Genomic DNA, 20,734 nt, shown 5'->3' with positions numbered 1-20,734 from the left:
CATTGCTGAAAAATCGTTCCCGGCCAGCGGAGGCCGGATTGTGACATCTTCCACTCTAGGTCACATTCGACGCCAAGGGTGGAATGAAAAGGCCGGTGCGGCCAAATGAATCTGGCCTGCACCGGCTTTCCGGATTGTTACCGGGTGATCGCCTGGGGTTTGATCTTGCGGGAATCAAGGACCTGGTCGATGAGCCCGTAGGTCTGGGCTTCAGCGGCAGTGAGGATCTTGTCGCGCTCGATGTCGTTGTTGACCTGCTCGGACGTGCGTCCGGAGTGGTGGGCGAGGGTGTCCTCCAGCCAGGAGCGCATGCGCATGACCTCTGCAGCCTGGATCTCCAGGTCGGAAGCCTGGCCGCCCTGGCCGCCGGACAGTGCCGGCTGGTGGATCAGGACGCGGGCGTTGGGCAGGGCCAGCCGCTTGCCGGGGGTACCGGCCGCCAGAAGCACGGCGGCCGCGCTGGCGGCCTGGCCCAGGCAGACAGTCTGGATCTCGGGGCGGATGTACTGCATGGTGTCATAGATGGCCGTCATGGCAGTGAACGAGCCGCCGGGCGAATTGATGTACAGGGTGATGTCGCGGTCCGGGTCCGTTGACTCCAGGACCAACAGCTGGGCCATGATGTCGTCAGCCGATGCGTCGTCCACCTGGACGCCGAGGAAGATGATGCGGTCCTCGAAGAGCTTGGTGTACGGGTCCTGGCGCTTGAAGCCGTAGGGCGTGCGTTCCTCGAACTGAGGCAGGACGTAGCGGCTGGACGGAAGATTCCCGGCGGACCACCCGAAGTTGTAGTTCATTGTGTTTGCTCCTGATCGAAGGGGTTCTGGATGCCGGTTAGTTCTGGGAGGCTGATTCGCCGGAGGAGGAGTTGGACGTTCCGCCGCCGCCGGAGACCGAGCCGGCATGCGCGGCGATCTTGTCGAAGAATCCGTATTCAAGGGCCTCGGTGGCGGTGAACCACTTGTCGCGGTCGTTGTCCTTGAGGATGGTCTCAACAGTCTGGCCGGTCTGCTCCGCGGTCAGTTCCGCCATGACCTTCTTCATGTGCAGGATGAGCTCGGCCTGGATCTTGATGTCCGAGGCGGTGCCGCCGATGCCGCCGGAGGGCTGGTGCATCAGGACGCGTGCGTTCGGCGTGGCGTAGCGCTTGCCCTTGGTGCCGGAGGACAAGAGGAACTGGCCCATGGAGGCTGCCAGGCCGGTGGCCACGGTGACGACGTCGTTGGGAATGAACTGCATGGTGTCGTAGATGGCCATGCCTGCCGTGACGGAACCGCCGGGCGAGTTGATGTAGAGGTAGATGTCCTTTTCCGGATTCTCGGCGGACAGCAGCAGCAGCTGCGAGCAGATTGCGTTGGCGTTGTCGTCACGCACCTCCGAGCCCAGCCAGATGATCCGCTCCTTGAGGAGGCGGTTGTAAATGTAGTTGTCCTGGGCTGCAGGATCGACGGTCGCCATCCGGGGGGCCTCTGAGTGCTGTGACATGTTTATTTACCTCTCACTGGTGACGGTGACATCACTGAAAATCACTACTTGGACACTAACCGGTTTCCCGGACGATTTGTTCGCGCACTCACTGCTGTTCGCTGACGGCGCACGATCGGAGAACGGCGCACGCCCCGGTTTCCGGACCAACGCGAACGGCCCCCGGATCGGAAGGATCCAGGGGCCGTTGGCTGCGGGCGGGAAGGACTATGCCTTGGCCTCGGCAGTGGTTTCCTCTGCCTCGCCAACGTCAGTTCCGGCCGCTTCGGTGGCGTCGTCAGCAGCTTCCGCAGCGGGAGCTTCCTCGCCGCCGGGACGGACGAAGTCGCTCAGGTCAACAGCTTTGCCCTCGGTGTCGGTCACCGTGGCCTGGCCGAGGACGACGGCCAGTGCCTTGCGGCGGCGGACCTCGGAAACCATCATGGGGACCTGGCCGCTCTGATCGATGATCTGGGCAAACTGGTTGGGGTCCATGCCGTACTGGCTGGCGGTGGTGACGATGTAGTCGATCAGCTCGTTCTGGCTGACGTTGACTTCTTCCTTCTCGGCAATGGCGTCAAGGATGATTTCGTTCTGGAAGGCGCGGGCCGTATTGGCCTTGACCTCGGCGCGGTGCTCTTCGGTGTCGTGCTCACCGTCTCCGTGGCCGTTGCCCTCCTGGAAGTGGGCTTCGAGCTGCTCCTCCACCACCGAGTCGGGAACGGGGACCTCAACCAGCTCGACGAGCTTGTCCAGGACCTTGTCGCGGGCTTCTACACCCTGCTCAACGATCTTGGAGTCGGCAGCCTGCTTGGCCAGGTCCTCGCGGAGCTCGGCGAGGGTGTCGAATTCGGAGGCCAGCTGGGCGAAGTCATCGTTCGCTTCGGGCAGTTCGCGTTCCTTGACGGCCTTCACGACAACCTTGACCTGGGCGGCTTCGCCGGCGTGGTCGCCACCGACCAGGGTGGTGTCGAAGATGGCATCTTCATCCGCGCTGAGCCCGGTGACGGCCTCGTCCATGCCCTCGAGCATGGTGCCTGCGCCCACCTGGTAGGACAGGCCCGCAGCGGAGTCAACCTCTTCGCCGTCGATCGTGGCGGTGATGTCGATGGTCAGGAAGTCGCCGTCGGCAGCGGGACGGTCAACGGACTTGAGGGTGCCGAAGCGGCCGCGCAGCTCGTCAAGGGCCTTGTCGACGTCGGCTTCGGAGGATTCCGCGGCGGCAACCTGGACCTCGATGCCGGCGTAGTCCGGGAGCTCGATTTCGGGGCGGACGTCAACCTCGGCGGCGAACTTGAGGCCACCATCGGTTGCGGAGGGGTCCGGCACCTCGGTGATCTCCACCTCGGGACGGCTCAGGGGGTGGATGCCGGATTCCTGCACGGCAGCCTGATACCAGCCGTTGAGGCCGTCGTTGATGGCGGTCTCCAGGACGTAGCCGCGGCCGACGCGCTGGTCGATGAGCTTGGCGGGAACCTTGCCCTTGCGGAACCCGGGGACCTGGATCTGCGACGCAACGGTCTTGTAGGCCGAGTCGATGCTGGGCTTCAGTTCCTCAAAGGGGACCTCAACATTGAGCTTGACCCGCGTGGGGGTGAGGTTCTCGACAGCGCTCTTCACGGTCTAAGTACTCCTGGGTTGTGGGATGGGTTTCTGCAAACGCAATAGATGTCCAGGCCTGCTGGTCCTGGCCGCAGAGTCGGGGTGACAGGATTTGAACCTGCGACTTCCTGCTCCCAAAGCAGGCGCTCTAGCCAAGCTGAGCTACACCCCGTAAGTGCACAGGCAAGTCTACGGTGATACGCGTCGCGAATGCACATTTGACACGTAGGCCATGGATTAGGTTTAGTTGTATCCGGCTTCAACAGCCAGCCCGGAGTTTCCGCGAAAAGCGGATCTTCCTTCGGGGACGTAGCTTAATGGTAAAGCCTCAGTCTTCCAAACTGATTACGCGGGTTCGATTCCCGTCGTCCCCTCCGCGAACGTAAAAAGGCCCCTCTTTCGAGGGGCCTTTTTGTGTTTATACATCTGCCGGCTAGAACCATCGTGGGGCACTTTGGCGGCGTCTGCGGGAACAACGTACGACGACGGGCGGCGTGTCCGTGTCAAAGTGCCCCGTTTTGCGCGTGGCGGCAGTGGCCCGGCTAATCCCGGGGCTGCTGGCAGGAGGGGCACCAGTAGAGGTTCCGCCCCACGAGGTCGGCGACGAGCACGACGGTCCGGCACACCCTGCAGGGAAGGCCCTGCCGCTTATAGACGAAGTGGACGTCCTCGCCGACGGGGAAGTGCGGGCTCTTGGGCGGCACGGGGCTCCCGGCTGCGGCGGCCTTGGCGGCGGTGGTGCCGTTGAGGGTCCAGTACTTCGGCGGCGTGGTGATGATCCGCCCGTCGGTGACGCCATCGGCCATGACGCTGACGACGTCGCGCCACAGCTTCCGGGCATCGCTGTCCGGGAGGGCGCCGCCGGGAAGCCAGGGATCCAGCCGGCGCCGGAACAGCACTTCGGCGCGGTAGACGTTGCCTACCCCGGCAATGATCTTCTGGTCCATAAGCAGCGCTGCCAGCGGCGTCTTCCGGGCACGAAGGTTCGCAGCGAACCGGCCTGCGTCGCCGCGAAGGTTCCGCAGCGGATCCGGCCCAAGCCGCGCCAGGACGGCGTCGGCCTCGGCGGCGGTGATGGTTTCGCAGGTGGTTGCTCCGCGCAGATCCGCCCAGCCGTGACTCCCGGCCAGCCTGACACGGACGGCCCCTACCGGCGCTGGCGGACCATCGTAAGGTGCGCCGCCGTCGTCGTCCCCGTCAGCGAAGGCTTCCCGCTCCCCCACCCGGCGGGGCGCGCCGATGCTGGAGGCGCCGGCGAAGGTGCTGTCGCCGCCGAAGCTCCAGGCACCGTACAGGCCGAGGTGGACGTGCAGCACCAGTGCGTTGTCAAAGTGCAGGAAGAGGTGCTTGCCATGCGCCTCGGCGGCGACGAGGGTGTGCCCGTCGAGCAGGGCAGCTCCCCCGGCGAACCTGCCTTGGGGACTGGAGACGGCGAGGGTTTCGCCGAGGAAGACGTCGCCGAACTGCCGGGCGAGCCGGCGGACCGAATGTCCCTCAGGCACTACTCGATGACCTCGCCCGTGGCCTCGTAGGCTGCGATCTTGCCGATGCGGCGGACATGGCGCTCATCGTTGCTGAACGGCTCGGCCAGGAAGGCCTCGATCAGTTCGGTGGCTTCTTCCACCGAGTGCTGGCGTCCGCCCACGGCGACGACATTCGCGTCGTTGTGCTCGCGGGCCAGTGTGGCGGTGGAGAGGTTCCACGCCAGGGCGGCACGCACGCCCTTGACCTTGTTCGCGGCAATTTGCTCACCGTTTCCGGAACCGCCCAGCACGATTCCCAGGGCGTGCACGCCGGCCTGCTGGTCAGCAACCACCGCGAGGGCGGCGTTGATGCAGAACGAAGGGTAGTCGTCCTGGGCGTCGTAGACCTTGGGCCCGTGGTCCACCACCTCGTATCCCTTGCCTGTCAGGTGGGACACCAGATGGGCGCTGAGCTCCATGCCGGCGTGGTCGGTGGCGATGTGGACCCGCGGGAAGGCAGGGGAAGTTGTCACGAGCAAGATCCGTTCGGTTCGGGGGGCTGGCAGGCCGGCCGGGTGGGGGCCGGAACAACACCGATAAGGATACTAGGACTGCCGGGGTCAGGACTCCGGCTGCCCCGAGGCCGCCGGCGGGCCGCCGTCGGGCCGGGCCCTGGCCGCCACCCGGGTCAGGACATCGGCCAGCCGCGCCGCCGAAGCCTGGGTGCCGCCGCTCACGGCGAGCCGCTGGCCGTCCGTCTTGCTCACGACGACGGCGGGCCCGCTGCTGACGAGCATGGCCGCGGTGCCCCGGTGGTGCCGGTAGCCCCACCCGCCGTAATCCGCGGCCCTCACCTCGGCTGCGCTGGCGGCCGAAATGGATCCGGCGGGGACATCCATGACAGGTACTACACCGGCAAGCAGGACCTTCAGGCCGCGGCGGTCGGCCTTGACGCGGGCGAAAAGAAACGCCGCGCCGACGGCGGCCAGGAGGACCAGGAGGATCCCCAGCCACGGCACCACGACGGCGAGGAGCGCCGCCGGAAACAGCGAGGCGATCCCGATCATGACGAAGACCGAACTCCGGGCGTGCACCCACAACCGGAACGTGTCCAGGGCGAGATCCGGGTCCGTTTCATTGGCGATGGCTGTCTGCAGGGCACGGTCGTCATCCGGGGACCACTGCCGGTCAGCCTTGTAGACCATGGCCATGGTGACGCCCAGGGAAACGGCGGCACCGCTTCCAAGGGCCAGGACGGTCATGTCCACGCGTGACTGCCGGGCGTCAGCCAGCCCAACCTGGCCGATGAGTCCTGCCGCCAGGGCCGAGGTAATGAAAAGGCTGAGGAAGAACCCGACCCCCATCATGATCCGGCGCATCAGCACGGGCCGGCCCAGGGGTACCGCCTGCAGCAGGACCAGCCAGCCGGCAATGACAATCGCTGCTGCCCCGGCGCCCACGTAGGCGCCGAACGGGGCAAAGGCTGCACCGCCGTCGTCAGTCCAGCGCACCGCGACCGGGTCCGGAAGGTCCGGGCGGAGCAGCCAAGCGCAGAAGGCGAAGGCGGCGGCGAGCGCGACGGGGAACCCGACGGCAAAGCGCAGGGCCTTGGCATCCACCGAATCCAGCAGCTTTCCCATGTAACCAACGCTACCCCTGCCGCCGCCTCCGGAAATCTCCTGGCCGGGGCCGCGGCGCGCTGTGACCCGGGCAACTTGCCAAGGACCGCAAGGATGAAAGAATGCAGCAGAGTGCCGGAACCGGGACCACCGGCCGGCAACCGAAACTTCTCTGGAGGCCCTCCTTTGCCAGGAATGAACCTGACGCGCACCGAAGCCCGTGAGCGCGCAGAACTGATCACCGCCGAGTCCTACGATGTCAGCCTGGACCTGACCCGCGGCGGAGAGGTCTTCGGCAGCTCCACCACCGTGAAATTTGCGGCTTCGCCGGGATCGTCCAGCTTCATTGACGCCGTAACCCGGACCGTGCACAGCGTGACCCTTAACGGCCGTGCCCTCGATCCCGCAACGGTGTCCGACGGCGTGCGGATCCAGCTGCCCGGCCTGGAGGAGCACAACGAGCTGACCGTCGTGGCCGACATGCCCTACATGAACACCGGCGAAGGCCTGCACCGCTTCGTGGATCCGGTGGACAACGAGGTCTACCTGTACACCCAGTTCGAGGTTCCGGATTCGCGCCGGATGTTCGCCGTCTTCGAGCAGCCCGACCTGAAGGCAACCTTCGCGTTTACGGTCACGGCCCCCTCCCACTGGGATGTCATCTCCAACTCCCCCACCCCGGAGCCGGCGCAGGCCCCGGCTGCAGAAGACGGCGGAGCCCGGTCCGTATGGGCATTTGCGCCCACCCCGCGCCTGTCCTCCTACGTCACCGCCCTGATCGCCGGGCCGTACCAGTGCGTCCGCAGCGAAGTGACCAGCTCGGACGGCCGTGTCATCCCGCTCGGGGTGTTCGCGCGGAAGTCCCTGATGCAGTACCTGGACGCGGAGAACATTTTCGAGCTCACGCGGCAAGGGTTCGGGTTCTTCGAAGCACAATTCGGCTGCCCCTACCCGTTCGAAAAGTACGACCAGCTGTTCGTGCCGGAATTCAATGCCGGCGCCATGGAGAACGCCGGCGCGGTGACCATCCTGGAGGGCTACGTCTTCCGCAGCAAGGTCACCGGCGCGCAGATCGAGCGGCGCGCCATCACGGTGCTCCACGAACTGGCGCACATGTGGTTCGGGGACCTGGTGACCATGCGGTGGTGGAACGACCTCTGGCTCAACGAGTCCTTTGCCGAGTACATGTCCCACCTGGCGGCCGTGGAGGCCACGTCCTTCACCAGCGCCTGGACCACGTTCGCTTCGGTGGAGAAGTCGTGGGCGTACCGCCAGGACCAGCTGCCCACCACGCACCCCATCTTCGCGGAGATCAACGACCTGCAGGATGTCGAGGTCAACTTCGACGGCATCACCTACGCCAAGGGCGCCTCGGTGCTCCGGCAGCTGGTTGCCTGGGTGGGCCCCGAGCAGTTCATGGCCGGTGTCCGGGAGTACTTCGCGAAGCACTCGTGGCGCAACACCGAGCTGCGCGACCTGCTGGTGGAGCTGGAGAAGGCCAGCGGACGCGACCTTGACGGCTGGGGCCGGCAGTGGCTGGAGACGGCCGGCGTCAACACCCTCACCCCCGAGCTGGACGTGGACTCCGACGGGACGCTGAAGACCCTCAGTATCGTGCAGTCCGCGGTTCCCGAATGGCCCACCCTCCGGCCACACCGCCTTGCCGTGGGGTTCTACAACCTCAACGACGCCGGGAAGCTGGAGCGGGTGCACCGCGAGGAACTGGATGTCGACGGCGAACGCACCGATGTGCCGGGCGTCGCCGGCCTGGCGCAGCCGGACCTGATCCTCGTCAACGACGACGACCTCGCCTACGCCAAGGTGCGGCTGGACCCGAAGTCCCTGGCCACCGCCACCGCACACCTCAAGGACTTTGAAGCCAGCCTGCCCCGGACCCTCGTCTGGAATTCGGCGTGGGACGCGGCCCGGGACGGACAGGCTCCGGCCCGGAAATACGTGGAGCTGATCCTGGCCAACGTCGCCGCGGAGACGGATTCCTCCGTCATCCTGGTCCAGCTCCGCCAGCTGGCCACCACCTTGAACTTCTACGTGGCGGAAGAACACCGCGAAGCCACCGCGGTCGCGGCCGTGGACCGGTTGTGGGAGCTGGCTTCAGAGGTTCCCGGCGGTTCCGACGCGCAACTGCAGTTTGTAAAGTCCTTTGCCCTCCTGGCCCGCAGCGCGTCCCAGCTGGACCGGGTGGCGGGCCTGCTGGACGGGTCTGCCGCATTGGCCGGGCTGGCCGTTGACCAGGACCTCCGCTGGGAGCTCGTGGCGTCACTGGTGGCCGGAGGCCGGATGGGGCAGGACGGCATCGACGCCGAGCTGGCGCGGGACAACACATCCAGCGGACAGAACGCCGCCGCCCTGGCAAAGGCTGCGCTTCCCACCGCGGAGGCGAAAGCCGCCGCCTGGGAGTCGATCGTGGTCAGGGGCGAGCTTTCCAACGCGCTGCAGGGCTCGGCCGTGGCGGGCTTCATGCGGGTCCGGGACCGGTCGCTGCTGGAGCCGTATGCGGAGAAGTATTTTGCGGCCGTGCCGGGAATCGTGGCAACCCGGACACACGCACTCGCCCAGCAGATCGTCGTCGGGCTCTACCCGGCGCTGCTGACCACGCAGGCCACCATCGACCAAACTGACACCTTCCTGGCGTCGCTGCCGGCGGAAAGCGCCGCGCTGCGGCGGATGATGCTGGAAAACCGCGACGGCGTCGCCCGGGCCCTGCGCGCACGTGCCGCCGACGTGCTCCCGGACGGGAGCGCCGGGTGAGCCTCGACGTACACGAGTACTCGCTGACGGTCCAATGGACCGGCAACCGGGGTGAGGGCACGTCGTCGTACCGAAGCTACTCCCGTGACCATGACGTGCTCATCCCGGGCCTGCCGGTTCTGAAAGGCTCGGCGGACCCGACATTCCACGGGGACCGGGAGCGGTACAACCCGGAACAGCTCCTCCTGGCCGCGCTGGCGCAATGCCACATGCTGTCCTACCTGCATGTGGCAGTGAAACACGGCGTGGTGGTCACTGGCTATCGGGACGAGGCATCCGGGCTGATGCGGCTCAACCGCGACCGCAGCGGCCAGTTCGAACAGGTGACACTGCACCCCAGGGTCACGGTGGCCGACGCCGGCCAGGTTGACCTGGCTGCCGGACTCCACCATGAGGCGAACCAGGTCTGCTTCATTGCCCGCAGCGTGAATTTCCCTGTGGAGCACCAGCCCATCACGGTCGCCGGCTAGGCACCGCCCCGGTGGAGCGTGTTGACGAGCCGCTGCTCCACCGGGGGCGGAAGGCCGGCCTTGCGGGGCCGGTCCAGCCCGCGGGCGCGCTCATCATCCAGGGTGTCCGCCAAGGTTTCCTGCCAGGGCCGCAGCGCCATACCTGCGGCCCTGGCGGCCTTGTTGCTGCGGGCCATGAAGCCCTCATGCCCCGGCGGGAGCCAGAGCGGCAACGACTCCGGGCCTGACCAGTAGTTGACGCCCTGAGCCACCAGCCATTCTCCGGCGGCGGTGGCCGGGGCGCCACGGTGGCCGGCCGTTTCGCGGCAGGCGGCGAGCACATCGCCGAAGGACACCTGCTCCCCACAGGCGTTCAGGGCACCGGTGGTGCCCTGTCCGGCCGCGGCCAGGATCCAGGCAGCCAGGTCCCGGACATCAATGGCCTGGGTGGGGTGGGCTGCAATATCCGGGACCAGCACTGGCCCTTGGTTCCGGGCGAAGCGGGCAGGCCAGTAACCGTAACGGTCGGAGGGGTCGCCGGGACCACTGATCAGGCCGGCGCGGCACAGATGGGCGTTGCCGGCAGTCGCCTCAAGGGTGGCTGCCTCGATGGCCACCTTGGACTCTCCGTAGTTTTCCGGAGCGGACGGGGTGCCCCCGGCCAGCGCCGGAAGGAGGGCAGCATCTTCCGCAGCCCCTGGAACGGAGTGGTCCGCGTAAGCTGAGCAGCTGGAAACGAAAGTCCAGTGCCCAGACCGGGCGGCCAGCGCCTCGAGGGCGTCGCGGGCAGGTTCAGGGTCCCGCGCCACCTCGATCACGGCGTCCCACTCGCGCTTCACCTGGGCATATGCCGCAGCCCCGCTGGAACGGTCGGCCTTCACCCATGCCGCGCCGGGCGGCGGTTCAGCAGTTGCGCCCCGGGCCAGGCATGTCACGCCATGTCCGGCGGATATCGCCTGCCTGGCAATTTCCCGTGAGAGGAAGGCCGTACCGCCGAGGATGAGAATGCGCATTGCTCCACGCTACGGCGCTAGGGTTGAAAGAGAACAGCGCAATCCCCCAAGGAGCTATTTCCACCCATGGTCAGTATGTTGTCGATCATTCCCCCCGCCACAACGCAACCCGATGGCATAAGCATCCCGGGCATCGTGATCAGCCTCGGCATCGGCGTGGCCTTCTGGCTCGTGGCCACGTTCATCATCTCGCGGATCACCAGGCGCATCGCTGCCGGAAGCAATTTCTTCAAGAAGCCCATGTTTAAATGGGTGGCGCCGGCGATCCGTGCCTTGGACCATGAGAGGCGGGTGCAGCGCGCCGAAACCATCGGCTCCCTGCTGAACAGCGTGGTGGGTGTGCTGGTGGTCATCATCACCGGCATGTACGTGCTGCAGAACCTGGATATCAACATCGCTCCCCTGCTGACCAGCGTGGGAATCCTGGGTGTCGCCATCGGCTTCGGCGCCCAGCAGTTGATCCGCGACTTCCTGTCCGGGATCTTCATCACCATTGAAGACCAGTACGGCATCGGCGATGTCATCGAAACCAGCGAAGTGGTGGGCGTGGTGGAGTCCATGGGGCTCCGGATCACCCGCGTCCGCTCTGACGACGGCGCCATCTGGTACCTGCGCAACGGTGAGATCCTGCGCGTGGGGAACCGGTCGCAGGGCCGTTACCTGCCGCTGCATGAGTCCGACGACGGCACCACAGACCAGGCCTCGGCGCATGTGGAGACCAAGAAGACCGACCAGAAAGCCGGTGAATAGCATGACGCTTCCCATCGAGCCGCGCCCTGGTATCCCGGGCCCCCTCCAGCCGCAGCGGCCCCAGCTGATGCAGAATGACCCTTTCAGCCAGCCGGCGTACACCGACAGTTTCTACGATGCAGTGGGTGGGCACGAGACATTCGTGAAGCTCATCGACGTTTTCTACGACGGCGTCGCCACCGATCCGCTGCTGCGGCCGATGTACCCGGAGGAGGACCTGGCCCCGGCAAAGCGCAGATTCCTGATGTTCCTGGAACAGTACTGGGGCGGGCCCACAACCTACGGTGAGGAGCGCGGGCATCCCCGCCTGCGGATGCGGCACATGCCCTTCAAAGTCACACCCGAGGCAAAGGACCGGTGGCTGTTCCACATGCGCGCGGCCGTGGACGCCCTGGACCTGCCCCCGTTGTATGAGGGAACGCTGTGGGAGTACATGGAGCGGGCGGCGCTGTCCATGGTGAACAGTCCCACCGGCGCCTGATGCCGGCCCGTCAGGGGCCTGGGATTACAGGAGGCCGCTGCCGGTTCGTGCCAGGACGTGCCCGCGCGGACCACTGAGCCGGAACCACCGGCCGGCACGGTAGAGCGCCTGGTCCCCATCAGCGAGGAAGCCCAGGGCGAGGGCTGCGAAGGCGGCACCGGCCGGCAGGCCGGAGTGGTCCAGTTCCCGCCCCCACACGGCAGCCCGGGCATTGTTTACGATCAGGGCGCCGGGTTTGTCCGGCACAATGCCGGCCACTTCGCCGATGCCGGCTTCGGCGGCCTCCCGCAGGCGGGCATCGCTGATGGAGCCCAGCGGCTCCCATCCGCCCCGCGGGGCGCCAACCCCGGTCCAGGATTCGGTGACGGTGGTGGGCGGAACCGGCAGCTCGACGTCGGACTCTCCGGCGCGGGCCAGCCGGTCCAGGACAGCCGCCAACGTCACTGTGACGTCCGTTGCGGACGGATCCGCCAGCGCCATGGTGCGCAGGCCCAGGATGGTGGGGGTCGATTCACCAAGCAGCCGGGGCCGCAAAACGCAGACGTAGGCCGCCAGGACGGAACCGGCGGCCTGGAGCCGGATGGCGCCGTCGTCAATGGCTTTGGCACGGGTGGCGAACGTCTTCAGGTCCGCAAGATCCCTGGGGTCGGCGAAACGGAAGGACGAAGTGAGGAGATCAGACACACCAAGAACACTACCGGCTGCGCGCCGGTTGAGTGGTTCCGCGGGCGCCGTCTAGAGTCGGACCATGACTGAAGCCGAAGCCGGACCGCTGGCGCCGCCCAGTGGCGATCCCACCTCATCGCTGATCGAACTGCTGGACCTTGGCGATCTTGAAGGTGCCCGGACGGACGAGGACATCTTCCTTGGCCCCTCCCAGCGGCAGCCGCACCACCGGGTATTCGGCGGCCAGGTGCTGGCGCAGTCGCTCGTCGCCTCGACCAGGACCGTTGATCCGGATCGGTTGGTCCACTCGATGCACGGGTACTTCCTGCGGCCCGGCGATGCCAACAAACCCATCACGTTCGGTGTGGAGCGGCTCCGGGACGGCAGGTCGTTTTCCGCCAGGCGCGTCCACGCATACCAGGACGGGGTGCCCATCCTGTCCATGATTGCTTCCTTCCAGGTCGAAGCCGAGGGGATCGACCACTCTTCCGTGATGCCGGCGGGGATCCCGGATCCGGAGTCGCTTCCCAGCACGGCGGACCTGCTGGGAAAGTTTGACCATCCCGTGGCCCGGCATTGGGCGTACGAGCGGCCCTTCGATATCAGGCACGTTGACCCTGCGCTGTACGTTTCGGCAACCGGACCGCGCGAGGCGCGCAACGCCGTGTGGATGAAGACCCTTGGGCCCGTGCCGGACAACCCCAACCTGCACCGTGCAGCCTTGGCCTACGCCAGCGACTACACCCTCCTCGAGTCAATCCTCCGGAGGCATGGGCTGAGCTGGATCACCCCAGGGATGAACGTTGCCAGCCTGGACCACGCCATGTGGTGGCACCGTCCGGCGCGGGTGGACGACTGGCTGCTTTATGTCCAGGAGTCCCCCAGCGCCCAAGGTGCCCGCGGACTGGCCACCGGCAAGATCTTCAACCGGGAAGGCCAGCACGTCGCCTCCGTGGCCCAGGAGGGCATGGTGCGGGTCCCCGCCGACACGGATGAGTCGCACAAGAATCAGGGGTGACGACATAAGGCCGGCGCCCTGGGGCGCCGGCCTTATGTTCACTCCGTGGTTGTTCCCGCCGCGGAGTCCCGCCAAGCAGTCGCTAGTCGCGGGTCAGGCGGCGGTGGGTCACACGGTGCGGCTTGGCCGCGTCGGGGCCCAGGCGCTCCACCTTGTTCTCCTCATAGGATTCGAAGTTGCCCTCGAACCAGTACCACTTGGAGGGGCTTTCCTCGTCACCTTCGTAGGCGAGGATGTGGGTGGCCACCCGGTCAAGGAACCACCGGTCGTGGGAAACGACCACTGCACAGCCGGGGAACTCCAGCAGGGCATTTTCAAGGCTGCTGAGGGTTTCAACGTCGAGGTCGTTGGTGGGCTCATCGAGGAGCAGCAGGTTACCGCCCTGCTTCAGGGTCAGGGCCAGGTTCAACCGGTTCCGTTCACCACCGGACAGGACGCCGGCCTTCTTCTGCTGGTCCGGGCCCTTGAAGCCGAAGGCAGCAACGTATGCGCGGGACGGCATCTCCACATGGCCAACCTGGATGAAGTCCAGCCCGTCGGAGACAACCTCCCACAGGGTCTTGTTGGGGTCGATGCCGCCGCGGCTCTGGTCCGCGTAGGAGATCTTAACCGATTCACCGATCTTCAGGTCGCCGCCGTCGAGCGGTTCCAGTCCCACGATGGTCTTGAACAGCGTGGTCTTGCCAACACCGTTGGGGCCGATGACGCCCACGATGCCGTTGCGCGGCAGGCTGAAGGACAGCCCGTCGATCAGGGTCCGGTCCTCAAAGCCCTTCTGCAGGTTTTTGGCCTCCAGCACCACGCCACCGAGGCGGGGTCCCGGCGGGATCTGGATCTCTTCGAAGTCGAGCTTGCGGGTGCGGTCGGCTTCCGCGGCCATTTCCTCATACCGGGCCAGGCGTGCCTTCGACTTGGTCTGGCGGCCTTTGGCGTTGGAGCGGACCCAATCAAGTTCTTCCGCAAGGCGCTTGGCCTGCTTGGCGTCCTTCTTGCCCTGGATCTCAAGGCGGGCGCGCTTCTTCTCCAGGTAGGTGGAGTAGTTGCCTTCGTAGGGGTAGAGGTGGCCGCGGTCCACCTCGGCGATCCATTCGGCCACGTGGTCCAGGAAGTAGCGGTCGTGGGTGACGGCGAGGACTGCGCCCGGGTAGCTCGACAGGTGCTGCTCAAGCCACAGCACGCTCTCGGCATCCAGGTGGTTGGTGGGCTCGTCGAGGAGCAGCAGGTCCGGCTTCTGGAGCAGGAGCTTGCAGAGGGCTACACGGCGGCGCTCACCACCGGAAAGGTTGGTGACATCGGCGTCGGCCGGCGGGCAGCGGAGGGCGTCCATGGCCTGCTCGAGCTGGGAATCGAGGTCCCAGGCGTCGGCGGCGTCAATGGCTTCCTGCAGCTTGCCCATCTCTTCGAGGAGGGTGTCGTAATCGGCGTCCGGGTTGGCCATTTCCTCGGAGATCTCATTGAAGCGCTGGATCTTGCCGTAGATCTCGCCGACACCTTCCTGGACGTTGCCCAGGACAGTCTTTTCCTCGTTGAGTGGCGGCTCCTGGAGCAGGATGCCCACGCTGTACCCGGGGCTGAGCCTGGCCTCGCCGTTTGAGGGCGTGTCCAGTCCGGCCATGATCTTGAGGATGGTGGACTTACCGGCACCGTTGGGGCCCACAACACCAATCTTGGCGCCCGGGAAGAAGGACATGCTTACGTCATCAAGGATGAGTTTTTCGCCAACGGCCTTGCGGGCCTTGGTCATTGTGTAGATAAATTCCGCCATAGTCTCAAATCTAGTGGGTCGGCGGGCAGATCTCACATTTGCCGGGGTCCTCCGGCCCGATCAGGACCCGACGAAGCACTTCCCGCTGGCGAGGACGGGCAGGACCGTGACAGTCACCGCTCCTTCACGGACCTGGCCGATGACGCAGTCCTTGCCTTGCAGCACTGCGGCCTCGATGGCGTCGGCTTCCAGCCCGGTGGGCGTGCGGCTTTGCGAGACCTGGAGCACCCCGGGGGCGATGCCTGCCCCCGTCAAAGCATCGCTTACCTGGCCGGTGGCAGGTTTTGGTGCCGCTGCGGCCAACTTGGTCAGGGCGTCTGTGACTGTCCGCTTCACCGTCTCAGTGGCTGCGGCATCCGCGGCAGGCGACGAACTTCCGGAGGTGTCCGCCAGTGCGCCGCTGTTGCCATCACCGCGGGTTGTTGGAGCCGAAGGCCGGGCAGAGGGTGCCTGGGTGGGCGGGCCGGCAGTTGACGGCGCCGGGCCGGCGACCTGGTCCATGGTTGGTTCGTTGGATGCCGGACCGGCAACGCACCCTGTCAAGAGTGTTGCCAGGACGGCGCACGCCAGCGCCGCACCGGCCCGGGTGTTCTGCCGGTGGAAGGGAGTGTGCCGCATGGTGCCATTCTGCCATGGCCCTGTTGGCGGACGGGCGGTGGGCGGCCGGGGGGTGCCGCCGTTCCGCCCGTCCGGGACTGGAGGGGAAGCGCTGAAGAGTGATTCGTAGTTCCTAGACTCCTGCGAGTTCCCCCGTTTCGAGGTCGAGTGAGGCCAGGGCACCGTCGTTGTCCTGGATCAGGAGCGCGGCACGGTCCTCATCGTCCGGATGGTCGTCCTCCCTGTCCTCCGGTTCATCCTGGAGTTGATCGATGCCGGATTGGAGCCCCTGATCGGATGCCGGCGGTTGCTCCACAAGCGAGAGCGCCGGCCGTGACGATGTCCGGATGAAATTGGCCGAGCCCAGGGACAGGTCATGCCCCACAGTGTCCGCGTCGATGACGGTGGAGTGGTAGACGCGCCCGTCTTTCTCCCAGGTACGGATCTTCAGCTTGCCAACCACGATGACCGGCTGGCCCTTCCTGATGCTGCATCCAAGGGTTCCTGCGAGTTGGCGGTACCCCTGGACCGTGAACCAGTTGGTGTGCCCGTCCTGCCAGGTTTTGGATTCCCGGTCAAAACGGCGGCTGGTGGAACCGACGCGGAAAGAGGCCGTGGCCACTCCCCCCGGCGTGGTGGAACTCGTTATCTCGGTGGCCACGAAGCCCCGGATGGTGATCGTTTCGCTCATCTCTTCGTCCTGTCTCAATGGTGGCGCCCTTTGCAGGCATGACCAGCATTGCGCCGGATAGCGGCAGGAAGGAGGGACGGGCCGGCGTATGTGGACAAAACGGGTCCAGGCGCCGCTGTGGAGGGGCAGTGGGTGCTCGATGACAGCGCCGGCACCTCCGGCAAGGTAAACTTTTTCAGGCGCCGGCATACAGGCCGGAACCCGATGCCTCAGTAGCTCAGGGGATAGAGCAGCGGCCTTCTAATCCGCCGGTCGGGGGTTCGATTCCCTCCTGGGGCACCCTGCCAACGCCCCGGTCTTCGGACCGGGGCGTTTCTGCTTAAACCCGGGCTAGGCCTGCAGCCGGTGCGGCGCTTCGACGAGCGACCGGATGACACTGCCGGCGGCGCCCAGCAGGGCCCCCGACTCCCCCACGGCCGAGACCGACACCTGGCCGGCCGCGTACTTGCCCGGCGCGTACTTCTCCAGGCTGTCCAGCAGCGGACCGCGCAGCCACGGTTCCAGGACAGCGAAGTGGCCTCCGAGTACGACAGAGGAAATATTGACCACCCGTGCCGTCGAGGCGAGCGCTATGCCCAGGCAGCGCGCCGCGCGTTCGACGGCGGCCAGCGCCCCCGGCCGCCCGGCGTCAAGTGCCTGCAGGAGAGCGGACATGGAGGCCGAGCGTGAACTGCCGGATCCGATCCCGGCAGCATCGAAGATGGCATCCTGGCCTGCCACGGTTTCCAGGCACCCGGTCCCGCCACACGAGCATCGGCCGCCGCCGGGCTCCACCACGATATGCCCCACTTCGCCGGCATGGCCCCCAGGGCCGGTGAAGAGTTCGGACCCGATCACCAGGCCGCCACCTACCCCCACCTCGCCGGAGACAAAGAGGAAATCCGAGGCTCCTTCCGGCCGGTGCCGCAGCTCGGCCAGGGCGGCGGCATTGGCTTCGTTGAAGAGTGCAACTCCGAGCGGCGCTTCGGGCAGCACGGCACCAAGGTCCAGTTCTACGTTGGCCCATCCCAGGTTGGGCGCCGTGAGCACCCGCGCCGCGGCAGGATCCACCAGCCCGGGCACGGCCAGTCCGCCACCGAGGACTTCAACCCCCTGCTCCCCCGCCGCGCTCCGGACCCTGGCGGCCAGGACGGCGAGCGCAGCCATGACCGGCCCGTCCATGCTGTTGCGGTTGTCCCGCTCCTGCACCTCCCGGACCAGCACGGCGCCGGCCAGGTCAACAACTGCGGCGGAAATGTAGTCCACGTTGATCTCCATCCCCATGACCGCCCGTCCCGGGTTGAGTTCCAGCCCGACACCCGGCCGGCCCCGCCCCTGCGGGTTCAAGCCGATTTCGCGGACGATGCCGGCGTCCAGGAGATCCAGCACCAGGCTGGAGACAGATGCCTTCGTCAGGCCGGTCACGGCGGCCAGTTGGGCACGGCTGGGATGGACCCCAAACGGGAACTCGGCGATGGCCCCAAGGACCAGGGCAAGGTTGCTGCGCCGGACGTCCCCCACGCTTCCGGGAGTCGTCCCCCCAGGTCCCGCCACCACAGGCGCCGGCATCACCATTACAACGCTCCTCAGTCAGCCCACAAGTCCGGGCCCACCGCCATGAGGCTCGCCGGACCCTTGACCCCACCCTACGTCCCCTCATATAGTTCAGGCAATGAACTAAAGCTTCGCAATCCCGCGGAGCACACGACCGCAAGGACGCATCATGACTCTTTCCCCCACCCCCGCTGACAAATTCACTTTCGGCCTGTGGACCGTGGGCTGGACCGGCGCCGACCCGTTCGGCGTGGCCACCCGTGCCGCCCTCGATCCGGTGGAAGCAGTCCACCGGCTCAGCGAACTGGGCGCCTACGGCATCACCTTCCACGACAACGACCTCATTCCCTTCGATGCCACGGCTTCCGAGCGGGAGCTGATCCTGAAGAACTTCCGCGCAGCCCTGGCTGAAACCGGACTGAAGGTTCCGATGGTCACCACCAACCTGTTCAGCCACCCGGTCTTCAAGGACGGCGGCTTCACCTCCAACGACCGCTCCATCCGCCGCTTCGCCCTGTCAAAGGTCCTGCGCAACATCGACCTCGCCGCGGAGTTCGGCGCCGAGACCTTCGTCATGTGGGGCGGCCGGGAAGGCAGCGAATACGACGGGTCCAAGGACCTCGCCGCTGCCCTGGACCGGATGAAGGAAGGCGTGGATACGGCAGCGGGCTACATCAAGGACAAGGGCTACAACCTGCGCATCGCCCTGGAGCCCAAGCCCAACGAACCCCGCGGCGACATCTTCCTGCCCACCGTGGGCCACGGCCTGGCCTTCATCGCCCAGCTGGAACACGGCGACATTGTGGGCCTGAACCCGGAGACCGGCCACGAGCAGATGGCCGGGCTGAACTTCACCCACGGCATCGCCCAGGCGCTCTGGGCCGGAAAGCTCTTCCACATCGACCTCAACGGACAGCGCGGCATCAAGTACGACCAGGACCTCGTCTTCGGCCACGGCGACCTCACCAGCGCCTTCTTCACCGTGGACCTGCTCGAAAACGGCTTCCCGGGCGGCGGCCCGAAGTACAACGGCCCGCGCCACTTCGACTACAAGCCCTCCCGCACCGACGGCTACGACGGCGTCTGGGAATCCGCGAAGGCCAACATGTCCATGTACCTGCTGCTCAAGGAACGCGCCCTGGCCTTCCGCGCCAACGCGGACGTCCAGGAAGCCCTCAAGGCCTCCGGCGTCTTCGAACTCGGCGAACCCACGCTCAAGGCCGGCGAAAGCACCGCGGACCTGCTCGCTGACACCGCCTCCTTCGAGGACTTCGACGCCGAAAAGGCCGCCGAGCGCTCCTTCGCGTTCGTCCGCCTCAACCAGCTTGCCATCGAACACCTCCTGGGCGCCCGGTAGGCCATGGCACTCGTCGCAGGGATCGACAGTTCCACCCAGTCCTGCAAAGTAGTGGTCCGCGACGCGGAGACCGGCGAGCTGGTCCGTCAAGGCCGCGCCGGCCATCCCGACGGCACCGAGGTCCATCCGGACCACTGGTGGACGGCGCTGCAGAAGGCGGTTGCCGAAGCCGGCGGCCTGGATGACGTGGCCGCCATCTCCGTTGGCGGCCAGCAGCACGGCATGGTGTGCCTCGACGCAGACGGCGCGGTTGTCCGCCCTGCACTGCTGTGGAACGACACCCGCAGCGCCGGGGCGGCTGCTGAGCTCATCAAAGGCGCCGGCGGCGGGGACCCCGTGGCCGGCGCCCGGTACTGGGCCGGCGCCACGGGCACCGTCCCGGTGGCCTCGCTGACCATAACCAAGCTGCGCTGGCTGGCGGAGAACGAACCGGACAACGCCGCAAAGGTGGCTGCCGTGTGCCTCCCGCACGACTGGCTGACCTGGCGGCTCGCCGGTTTTGGCCCGGGCAGCGGCGGGGAAGGCCTGGCGGCGCTGGCAACGGACCGCTCGGATGCCTCCGGCACCGGGTACTACTCGACGGCGGAGGGCAGGTACCTGCCGGACGTCCTGGCAGCGGCGCTGGGACATGTCCCGGCCCTCCCCAAGGTCCTCGGCCCCCTGGAGCCGGCGGGCCGGACCCCCGCAGGCAGCATGCTCGCCGCAGGTGCCGGGGACAACGCGGCGGCTGCGCTCGGCGCCGGAGCGGAACTGGGCGACGTCGTTATGTCCTTAGGCACCTCCGGCACCGTCTTTGCCATTTCGGACACGCCTGCGGCAGATGCATCGGGGCTGGTGGCGGGCTTCGCCGACGCTGCCGGGCACTACCTTCCGCTGGTGTGCACATTGAACGCCGCGCGGGTTTTCGATGCCACGGCCGCCCTGCTGGGGGTGGACCTGGCAGAGTTCAACAGGCTGGCACTGTCCGCTGAACCGGGCGCCGGAGGGCTGACCTTGGTCCCCTACTTCGACGGGGAGCGGACACCCAACCTGCCGGACGCCACCGGCTCCCTGCATGGCATCACGCGGGCCAACTACACCCCCGCCAACCTGGCGCGCGCCGCCGTCGAAGGCGTGGTCTGTTCCTTGGCCGACGGCTTGGCAGCGCTGCAGGACCAGGGCGTGGCCGCCCGGCGGATCCTCCTTGTGGGCGGCGGCGCCCAGTCCCACGCGGTCCAGGACGTCGCAGCGCGCCTGCTCGGAACCCGCGTCACGGTTCCCCGGCCGGGCGAGTATGTCGCGGATGGAGCGGCCCGCCAGGCCGCCGCGGCACTCACCGGACATTTCCCCGCGTGGGCGTCGGACGCCGTCGACCTCCCCGGGGCAACGGACGACGCCGGTGTGCTGGCCCGGTACCGCCGGCTCGCGTCGGCTTACGCCTAAGACGGTCCGCAACACCAGGAAGGACCCGGACCGCTCTGCAGCGGTCCGGGTCCTTCCATGTGGGGCGCGCGTCCT

19 protein-coding genes and 3 tRNA genes are annotated in these 20,734 nt (G+C 66.9%); 9 read left to right on the top strand and 13 right to left on the bottom strand.

Features of this window, described 5'->3' with window-relative positions:
- Nucleotides 1–137: 137 nt before the first annotated feature.
- The 4 genes from AB4Y79_RS05695 to AB4Y79_RS05680 form a co-directional block, all read right to left on the bottom strand.
- Nucleotides 138–797: an ATP-dependent Clp protease proteolytic subunit gene (locus AB4Y79_RS05695; RefSeq protein ID WP_308930730.1), complete on the bottom strand. Its 660-nt coding sequence runs from the start codon at nt 795–797 to the stop codon at nt 138–140.
- A gap of 37 nt (nt 798–834) precedes the next feature.
- Nucleotides 835–1,458: an ATP-dependent Clp protease proteolytic subunit gene (locus tag AB4Y79_RS05690; protein ID WP_387448842.1), complete on the bottom strand. Its 624-nt coding sequence runs from the start codon at nt 1,456–1,458 to the stop codon at nt 835–837.
- Nucleotides 1,459–1,692: 234 nt separating this feature from the next.
- Nucleotides 1,693–3,084, bottom strand: a complete 1,392-nt coding sequence (gene tig / locus AB4Y79_RS05685; protein ID WP_441859581.1) for a trigger factor — start codon at nt 3,082–3,084, stop codon at nt 1,693–1,695.
- A 79-nt stretch (nt 3,085–3,163) separates the two neighbouring features.
- Nucleotides 3,164–3,238: transfer RNA gene (locus tag AB4Y79_RS05680), tRNA-Pro, on the bottom strand.
- A gap of 131 nt (nt 3,239–3,369) precedes the next feature.
- Between AB4Y79_RS05680 and AB4Y79_RS05675 the strand changes: the two genes are divergently transcribed.
- A tRNA-Gly gene (locus AB4Y79_RS05675) sits at nt 3,370–3,440 on the top strand.
- 168 nt (nt 3,441–3,608) lie between these two features.
- Here AB4Y79_RS05675 and AB4Y79_RS05670 read toward each other — a convergent pair.
- The 3 genes from AB4Y79_RS05670 to AB4Y79_RS05660 all read right to left on the bottom strand — a co-directional run bounded on the left by AB4Y79_RS05670 (nt 3,609) and on the right by AB4Y79_RS05660 (nt 6,169).
- Nucleotides 3,609–4,568, bottom strand: a complete 960-nt coding sequence (locus AB4Y79_RS05670) for an Fpg/Nei family DNA glycosylase (RefSeq protein ID WP_441859579.1) — start codon at nt 4,566–4,568, stop codon at nt 3,609–3,611.
- Entirely contained in the window at nt 4,568–5,062 is a 495-nt protein-coding gene (locus tag AB4Y79_RS05665) for a ribose-5-phosphate isomerase (protein WP_018761584.1), read from the bottom strand. Before AB4Y79_RS05665 ends, AB4Y79_RS05670 begins: the two co-directional genes overlap by 1 nt.
- Nucleotides 5,063–5,149: 87 nt before the next feature.
- Nucleotides 5,150–6,169, bottom strand: coding sequence for a hypothetical protein (locus AB4Y79_RS05660; RefSeq protein WP_441859578.1), 1,020 nt, complete (start codon nt 6,167–6,169; stop codon nt 5,150–5,152).
- Nucleotides 6,170–6,343: 174 nt separating this feature from the next.
- On the opposite strand from AB4Y79_RS05660, the gene pepN reads away from it, so the two are divergent.
- Nucleotides 6,344–8,917 carry an aminopeptidase N gene (gene pepN, locus AB4Y79_RS05655; RefSeq protein ID WP_441859576.1) on the top strand — a complete coding sequence of 858 codons (2,574 nt, stop codon included), beginning with the start codon at nt 6,344–6,346 and terminating at the stop codon, nt 8,915–8,917.
- On the top strand, nt 8,914–9,387 hold the full coding sequence (locus tag AB4Y79_RS05650; protein ID WP_441859574.1) for an OsmC family protein: 474 nt from the start codon (nt 8,914–8,916) through the stop codon (nt 9,385–9,387). Before pepN ends, AB4Y79_RS05650 begins: the two co-directional genes overlap by 4 nt.
- Here AB4Y79_RS05650 and AB4Y79_RS05645 read toward each other — a convergent pair.
- Nucleotides 9,384–10,379 (bottom strand): NAD-dependent epimerase/dehydratase family protein, encoded by a 996-nt coding sequence (locus AB4Y79_RS05645; protein ID WP_441859573.1) that lies wholly within the window; start codon nt 10,377–10,379, stop codon nt 9,384–9,386. The genes AB4Y79_RS05650 and AB4Y79_RS05645 overlap by 4 nt on opposite strands.
- Before the next feature lie 66 nt (nt 10,380–10,445).
- Between AB4Y79_RS05645 and AB4Y79_RS05640 the strand changes: the two genes are divergently transcribed.
- Both AB4Y79_RS05640 and AB4Y79_RS05635 read left to right on the top strand, forming a co-directional pair.
- Complete coding sequence (locus AB4Y79_RS05640) at nt 10,446–11,129, top strand: mechanosensitive ion channel family protein (RefSeq protein WP_308930722.1); 684 nt, start codon at nt 10,446–10,448, stop codon at nt 11,127–11,129.
- A 1-nt stretch (nt 11,130) separates the two neighbouring features.
- Nucleotides 11,131–11,610 (top strand): globin, encoded by a 480-nt coding sequence (locus tag AB4Y79_RS05635; protein WP_441859571.1) that lies wholly within the window; start codon nt 11,131–11,133, stop codon nt 11,608–11,610.
- A 24-nt stretch (nt 11,611–11,634) separates the two neighbouring features.
- On the opposite strand, the gene AB4Y79_RS05630 is transcribed toward AB4Y79_RS05635, so the two are convergent.
- A complete protein-coding gene (locus AB4Y79_RS05630) occupies nt 11,635–12,294 on the bottom strand; it encodes a hypothetical protein (RefSeq protein ID WP_441859569.1) in 660 nt (219 codons plus the stop codon).
- A gap of 64 nt (nt 12,295–12,358) precedes the next feature.
- On the opposite strand from AB4Y79_RS05630, the gene AB4Y79_RS05625 reads away from it, so the two are divergent.
- A complete protein-coding gene (locus AB4Y79_RS05625) occupies nt 12,359–13,294 on the top strand; it encodes an acyl-CoA thioesterase (RefSeq protein WP_441859567.1) in 936 nt (311 codons plus the stop codon).
- 82 nt (nt 13,295–13,376) lie between these two features.
- On the opposite strand, the gene ettA is transcribed toward AB4Y79_RS05625, so the two are convergent.
- The 3 genes from ettA to AB4Y79_RS05610 form a co-directional block, all read right to left on the bottom strand.
- The gene (ettA, locus tag AB4Y79_RS05620; protein WP_441859565.1) at nt 13,377–15,059 is read right to left on the bottom strand and encodes an energy-dependent translational throttle protein EttA; all 1,683 of its coding nucleotides are present in this window, start codon (nt 15,057–15,059) and stop codon (nt 13,377–13,379) included.
- A 60-nt stretch (nt 15,060–15,119) separates the two neighbouring features.
- Nucleotides 15,120–15,677 carry a DUF6993 domain-containing protein gene (locus AB4Y79_RS05615; RefSeq protein ID WP_441859563.1) on the bottom strand — a complete coding sequence of 186 codons (558 nt, stop codon included), beginning with the start codon at nt 15,675–15,677 and terminating at the stop codon, nt 15,120–15,122.
- A gap of 112 nt (nt 15,678–15,789) precedes the next feature.
- Complete coding sequence (locus AB4Y79_RS05610) at nt 15,790–16,347, bottom strand: single-stranded DNA-binding protein (RefSeq protein WP_441859561.1); 558 nt, start codon at nt 16,345–16,347, stop codon at nt 15,790–15,792.
- Between the two features lie 206 nt (nt 16,348–16,553).
- Between AB4Y79_RS05610 and AB4Y79_RS05605 the strand changes: the two genes are divergently transcribed.
- A tRNA-Arg gene (locus AB4Y79_RS05605) sits at nt 16,554–16,626 on the top strand.
- A gap of 51 nt (nt 16,627–16,677) precedes the next feature.
- Here the strand turns inward: AB4Y79_RS05605 and AB4Y79_RS05600 are convergent.
- A complete protein-coding gene (locus AB4Y79_RS05600) occupies nt 16,678–17,901 on the bottom strand; it encodes an ROK family protein (RefSeq protein WP_441859559.1) in 1,224 nt (407 codons plus the stop codon).
- 148 nt (nt 17,902–18,049) lie between these two features.
- Here AB4Y79_RS05600 and xylA point away from each other — a divergent pair, with 148 nt between their 5' ends.
- A complete protein-coding gene (gene xylA / locus AB4Y79_RS05595) occupies nt 18,050–19,237 on the top strand; it encodes a xylose isomerase (protein WP_441859557.1) in 1,188 nt (395 codons plus the stop codon).
- A gap of 3 nt (nt 19,238–19,240) precedes the next feature.
- Entirely contained in the window at nt 19,241–20,659 is a 1,419-nt protein-coding gene (gene xylB / locus AB4Y79_RS05590) for a xylulokinase (protein WP_441859555.1), read from the top strand.
- Nucleotides 20,660–20,734 lie beyond the last annotated feature (75 nt).

Source organism: Pseudarthrobacter sp. YAF2, assembly GCF_052113345.1.
In the GTDB taxonomy this organism is placed as follows: domain Bacteria; phylum Actinomycetota; class Actinomycetes; order Actinomycetales; family Micrococcaceae; genus Arthrobacter.
The sequence above is the reverse complement of the archived record's forward strand: the minus strand, read 5'-3'. Positions and strand labels throughout refer to the sequence as shown.

Bases quoted from the DNA above. Each gene is read 5' to 3' on its own strand.
- AB4Y79_RS05695 (WP_308930730.1), bottom strand. From the start codon at position 797: ATGAACTACAACTTCGGGTGGTCCGCCGGGAATCTTCCGTCCAGCCGC.
- AB4Y79_RS05690 (WP_387448842.1), bottom strand. From the start codon at position 1,458: ATGGCGACCGTCGATCCTGCAGCCCAGGACAACTACATTTACAACCGC.
- AB4Y79_RS05660 (WP_441859578.1), bottom strand. From the start codon at position 6,169: ATGGGAAAGCTGCTGGATTCGGTGGATGCCAAGGCCCTGCGCTTTGCC.
- pepN (WP_441859576.1), top strand. From the start codon at position 6,344: ATGAACCTGACGCGCACCGAAGCCCGTGAGCGCGCAGAACTGATCACC.
- AB4Y79_RS05645 (WP_441859573.1), bottom strand. From the start codon at position 10,379: ATGCGCATTCTCATCCTCGGCGGTACGGCCTTCCTCTCACGGGAAATT.
- AB4Y79_RS05640 (WP_308930722.1), top strand. From the start codon at position 10,446: ATGGTCAGTATGTTGTCGATCATTCCCCCCGCCACAACGCAACCCGAT.
- AB4Y79_RS05635 (WP_441859571.1), top strand. From the start codon at position 11,131: ATGACGCTTCCCATCGAGCCGCGCCCTGGTATCCCGGGCCCCCTCCAG.
- AB4Y79_RS05625 (WP_441859567.1), top strand. From the start codon at position 12,359: ATGACTGAAGCCGAAGCCGGACCGCTGGCGCCGCCCAGTGGCGATCCC.
- ettA (WP_441859565.1), bottom strand. From the start codon at position 15,059: ATGGCGGAATTTATCTACACAATGACCAAGGCCCGCAAGGCCGTTGGC.
- AB4Y79_RS05615 (WP_441859563.1), bottom strand. From the start codon at position 15,677: ATGCGGCACACTCCCTTCCACCGGCAGAACACCCGGGCCGGTGCGGCG.
- AB4Y79_RS05610 (WP_441859561.1), bottom strand. From the start codon at position 16,347: ATGAGCGAAACGATCACCATCCGGGGCTTCGTGGCCACCGAGATAACG.
- AB4Y79_RS05600 (WP_441859559.1), bottom strand. From the start codon at position 17,901: ATGGTGATGCCGGCGCCTGTGGTGGCGGGACCTGGGGGGACGACTCCC.
- xylA (WP_441859557.1), top strand. From the start codon at position 18,050: ATGACTCTTTCCCCCACCCCCGCTGACAAATTCACTTTCGGCCTGTGG.
- xylB (WP_441859555.1), top strand. From the start codon at position 19,241: ATGGCACTCGTCGCAGGGATCGACAGTTCCACCCAGTCCTGCAAAGTA.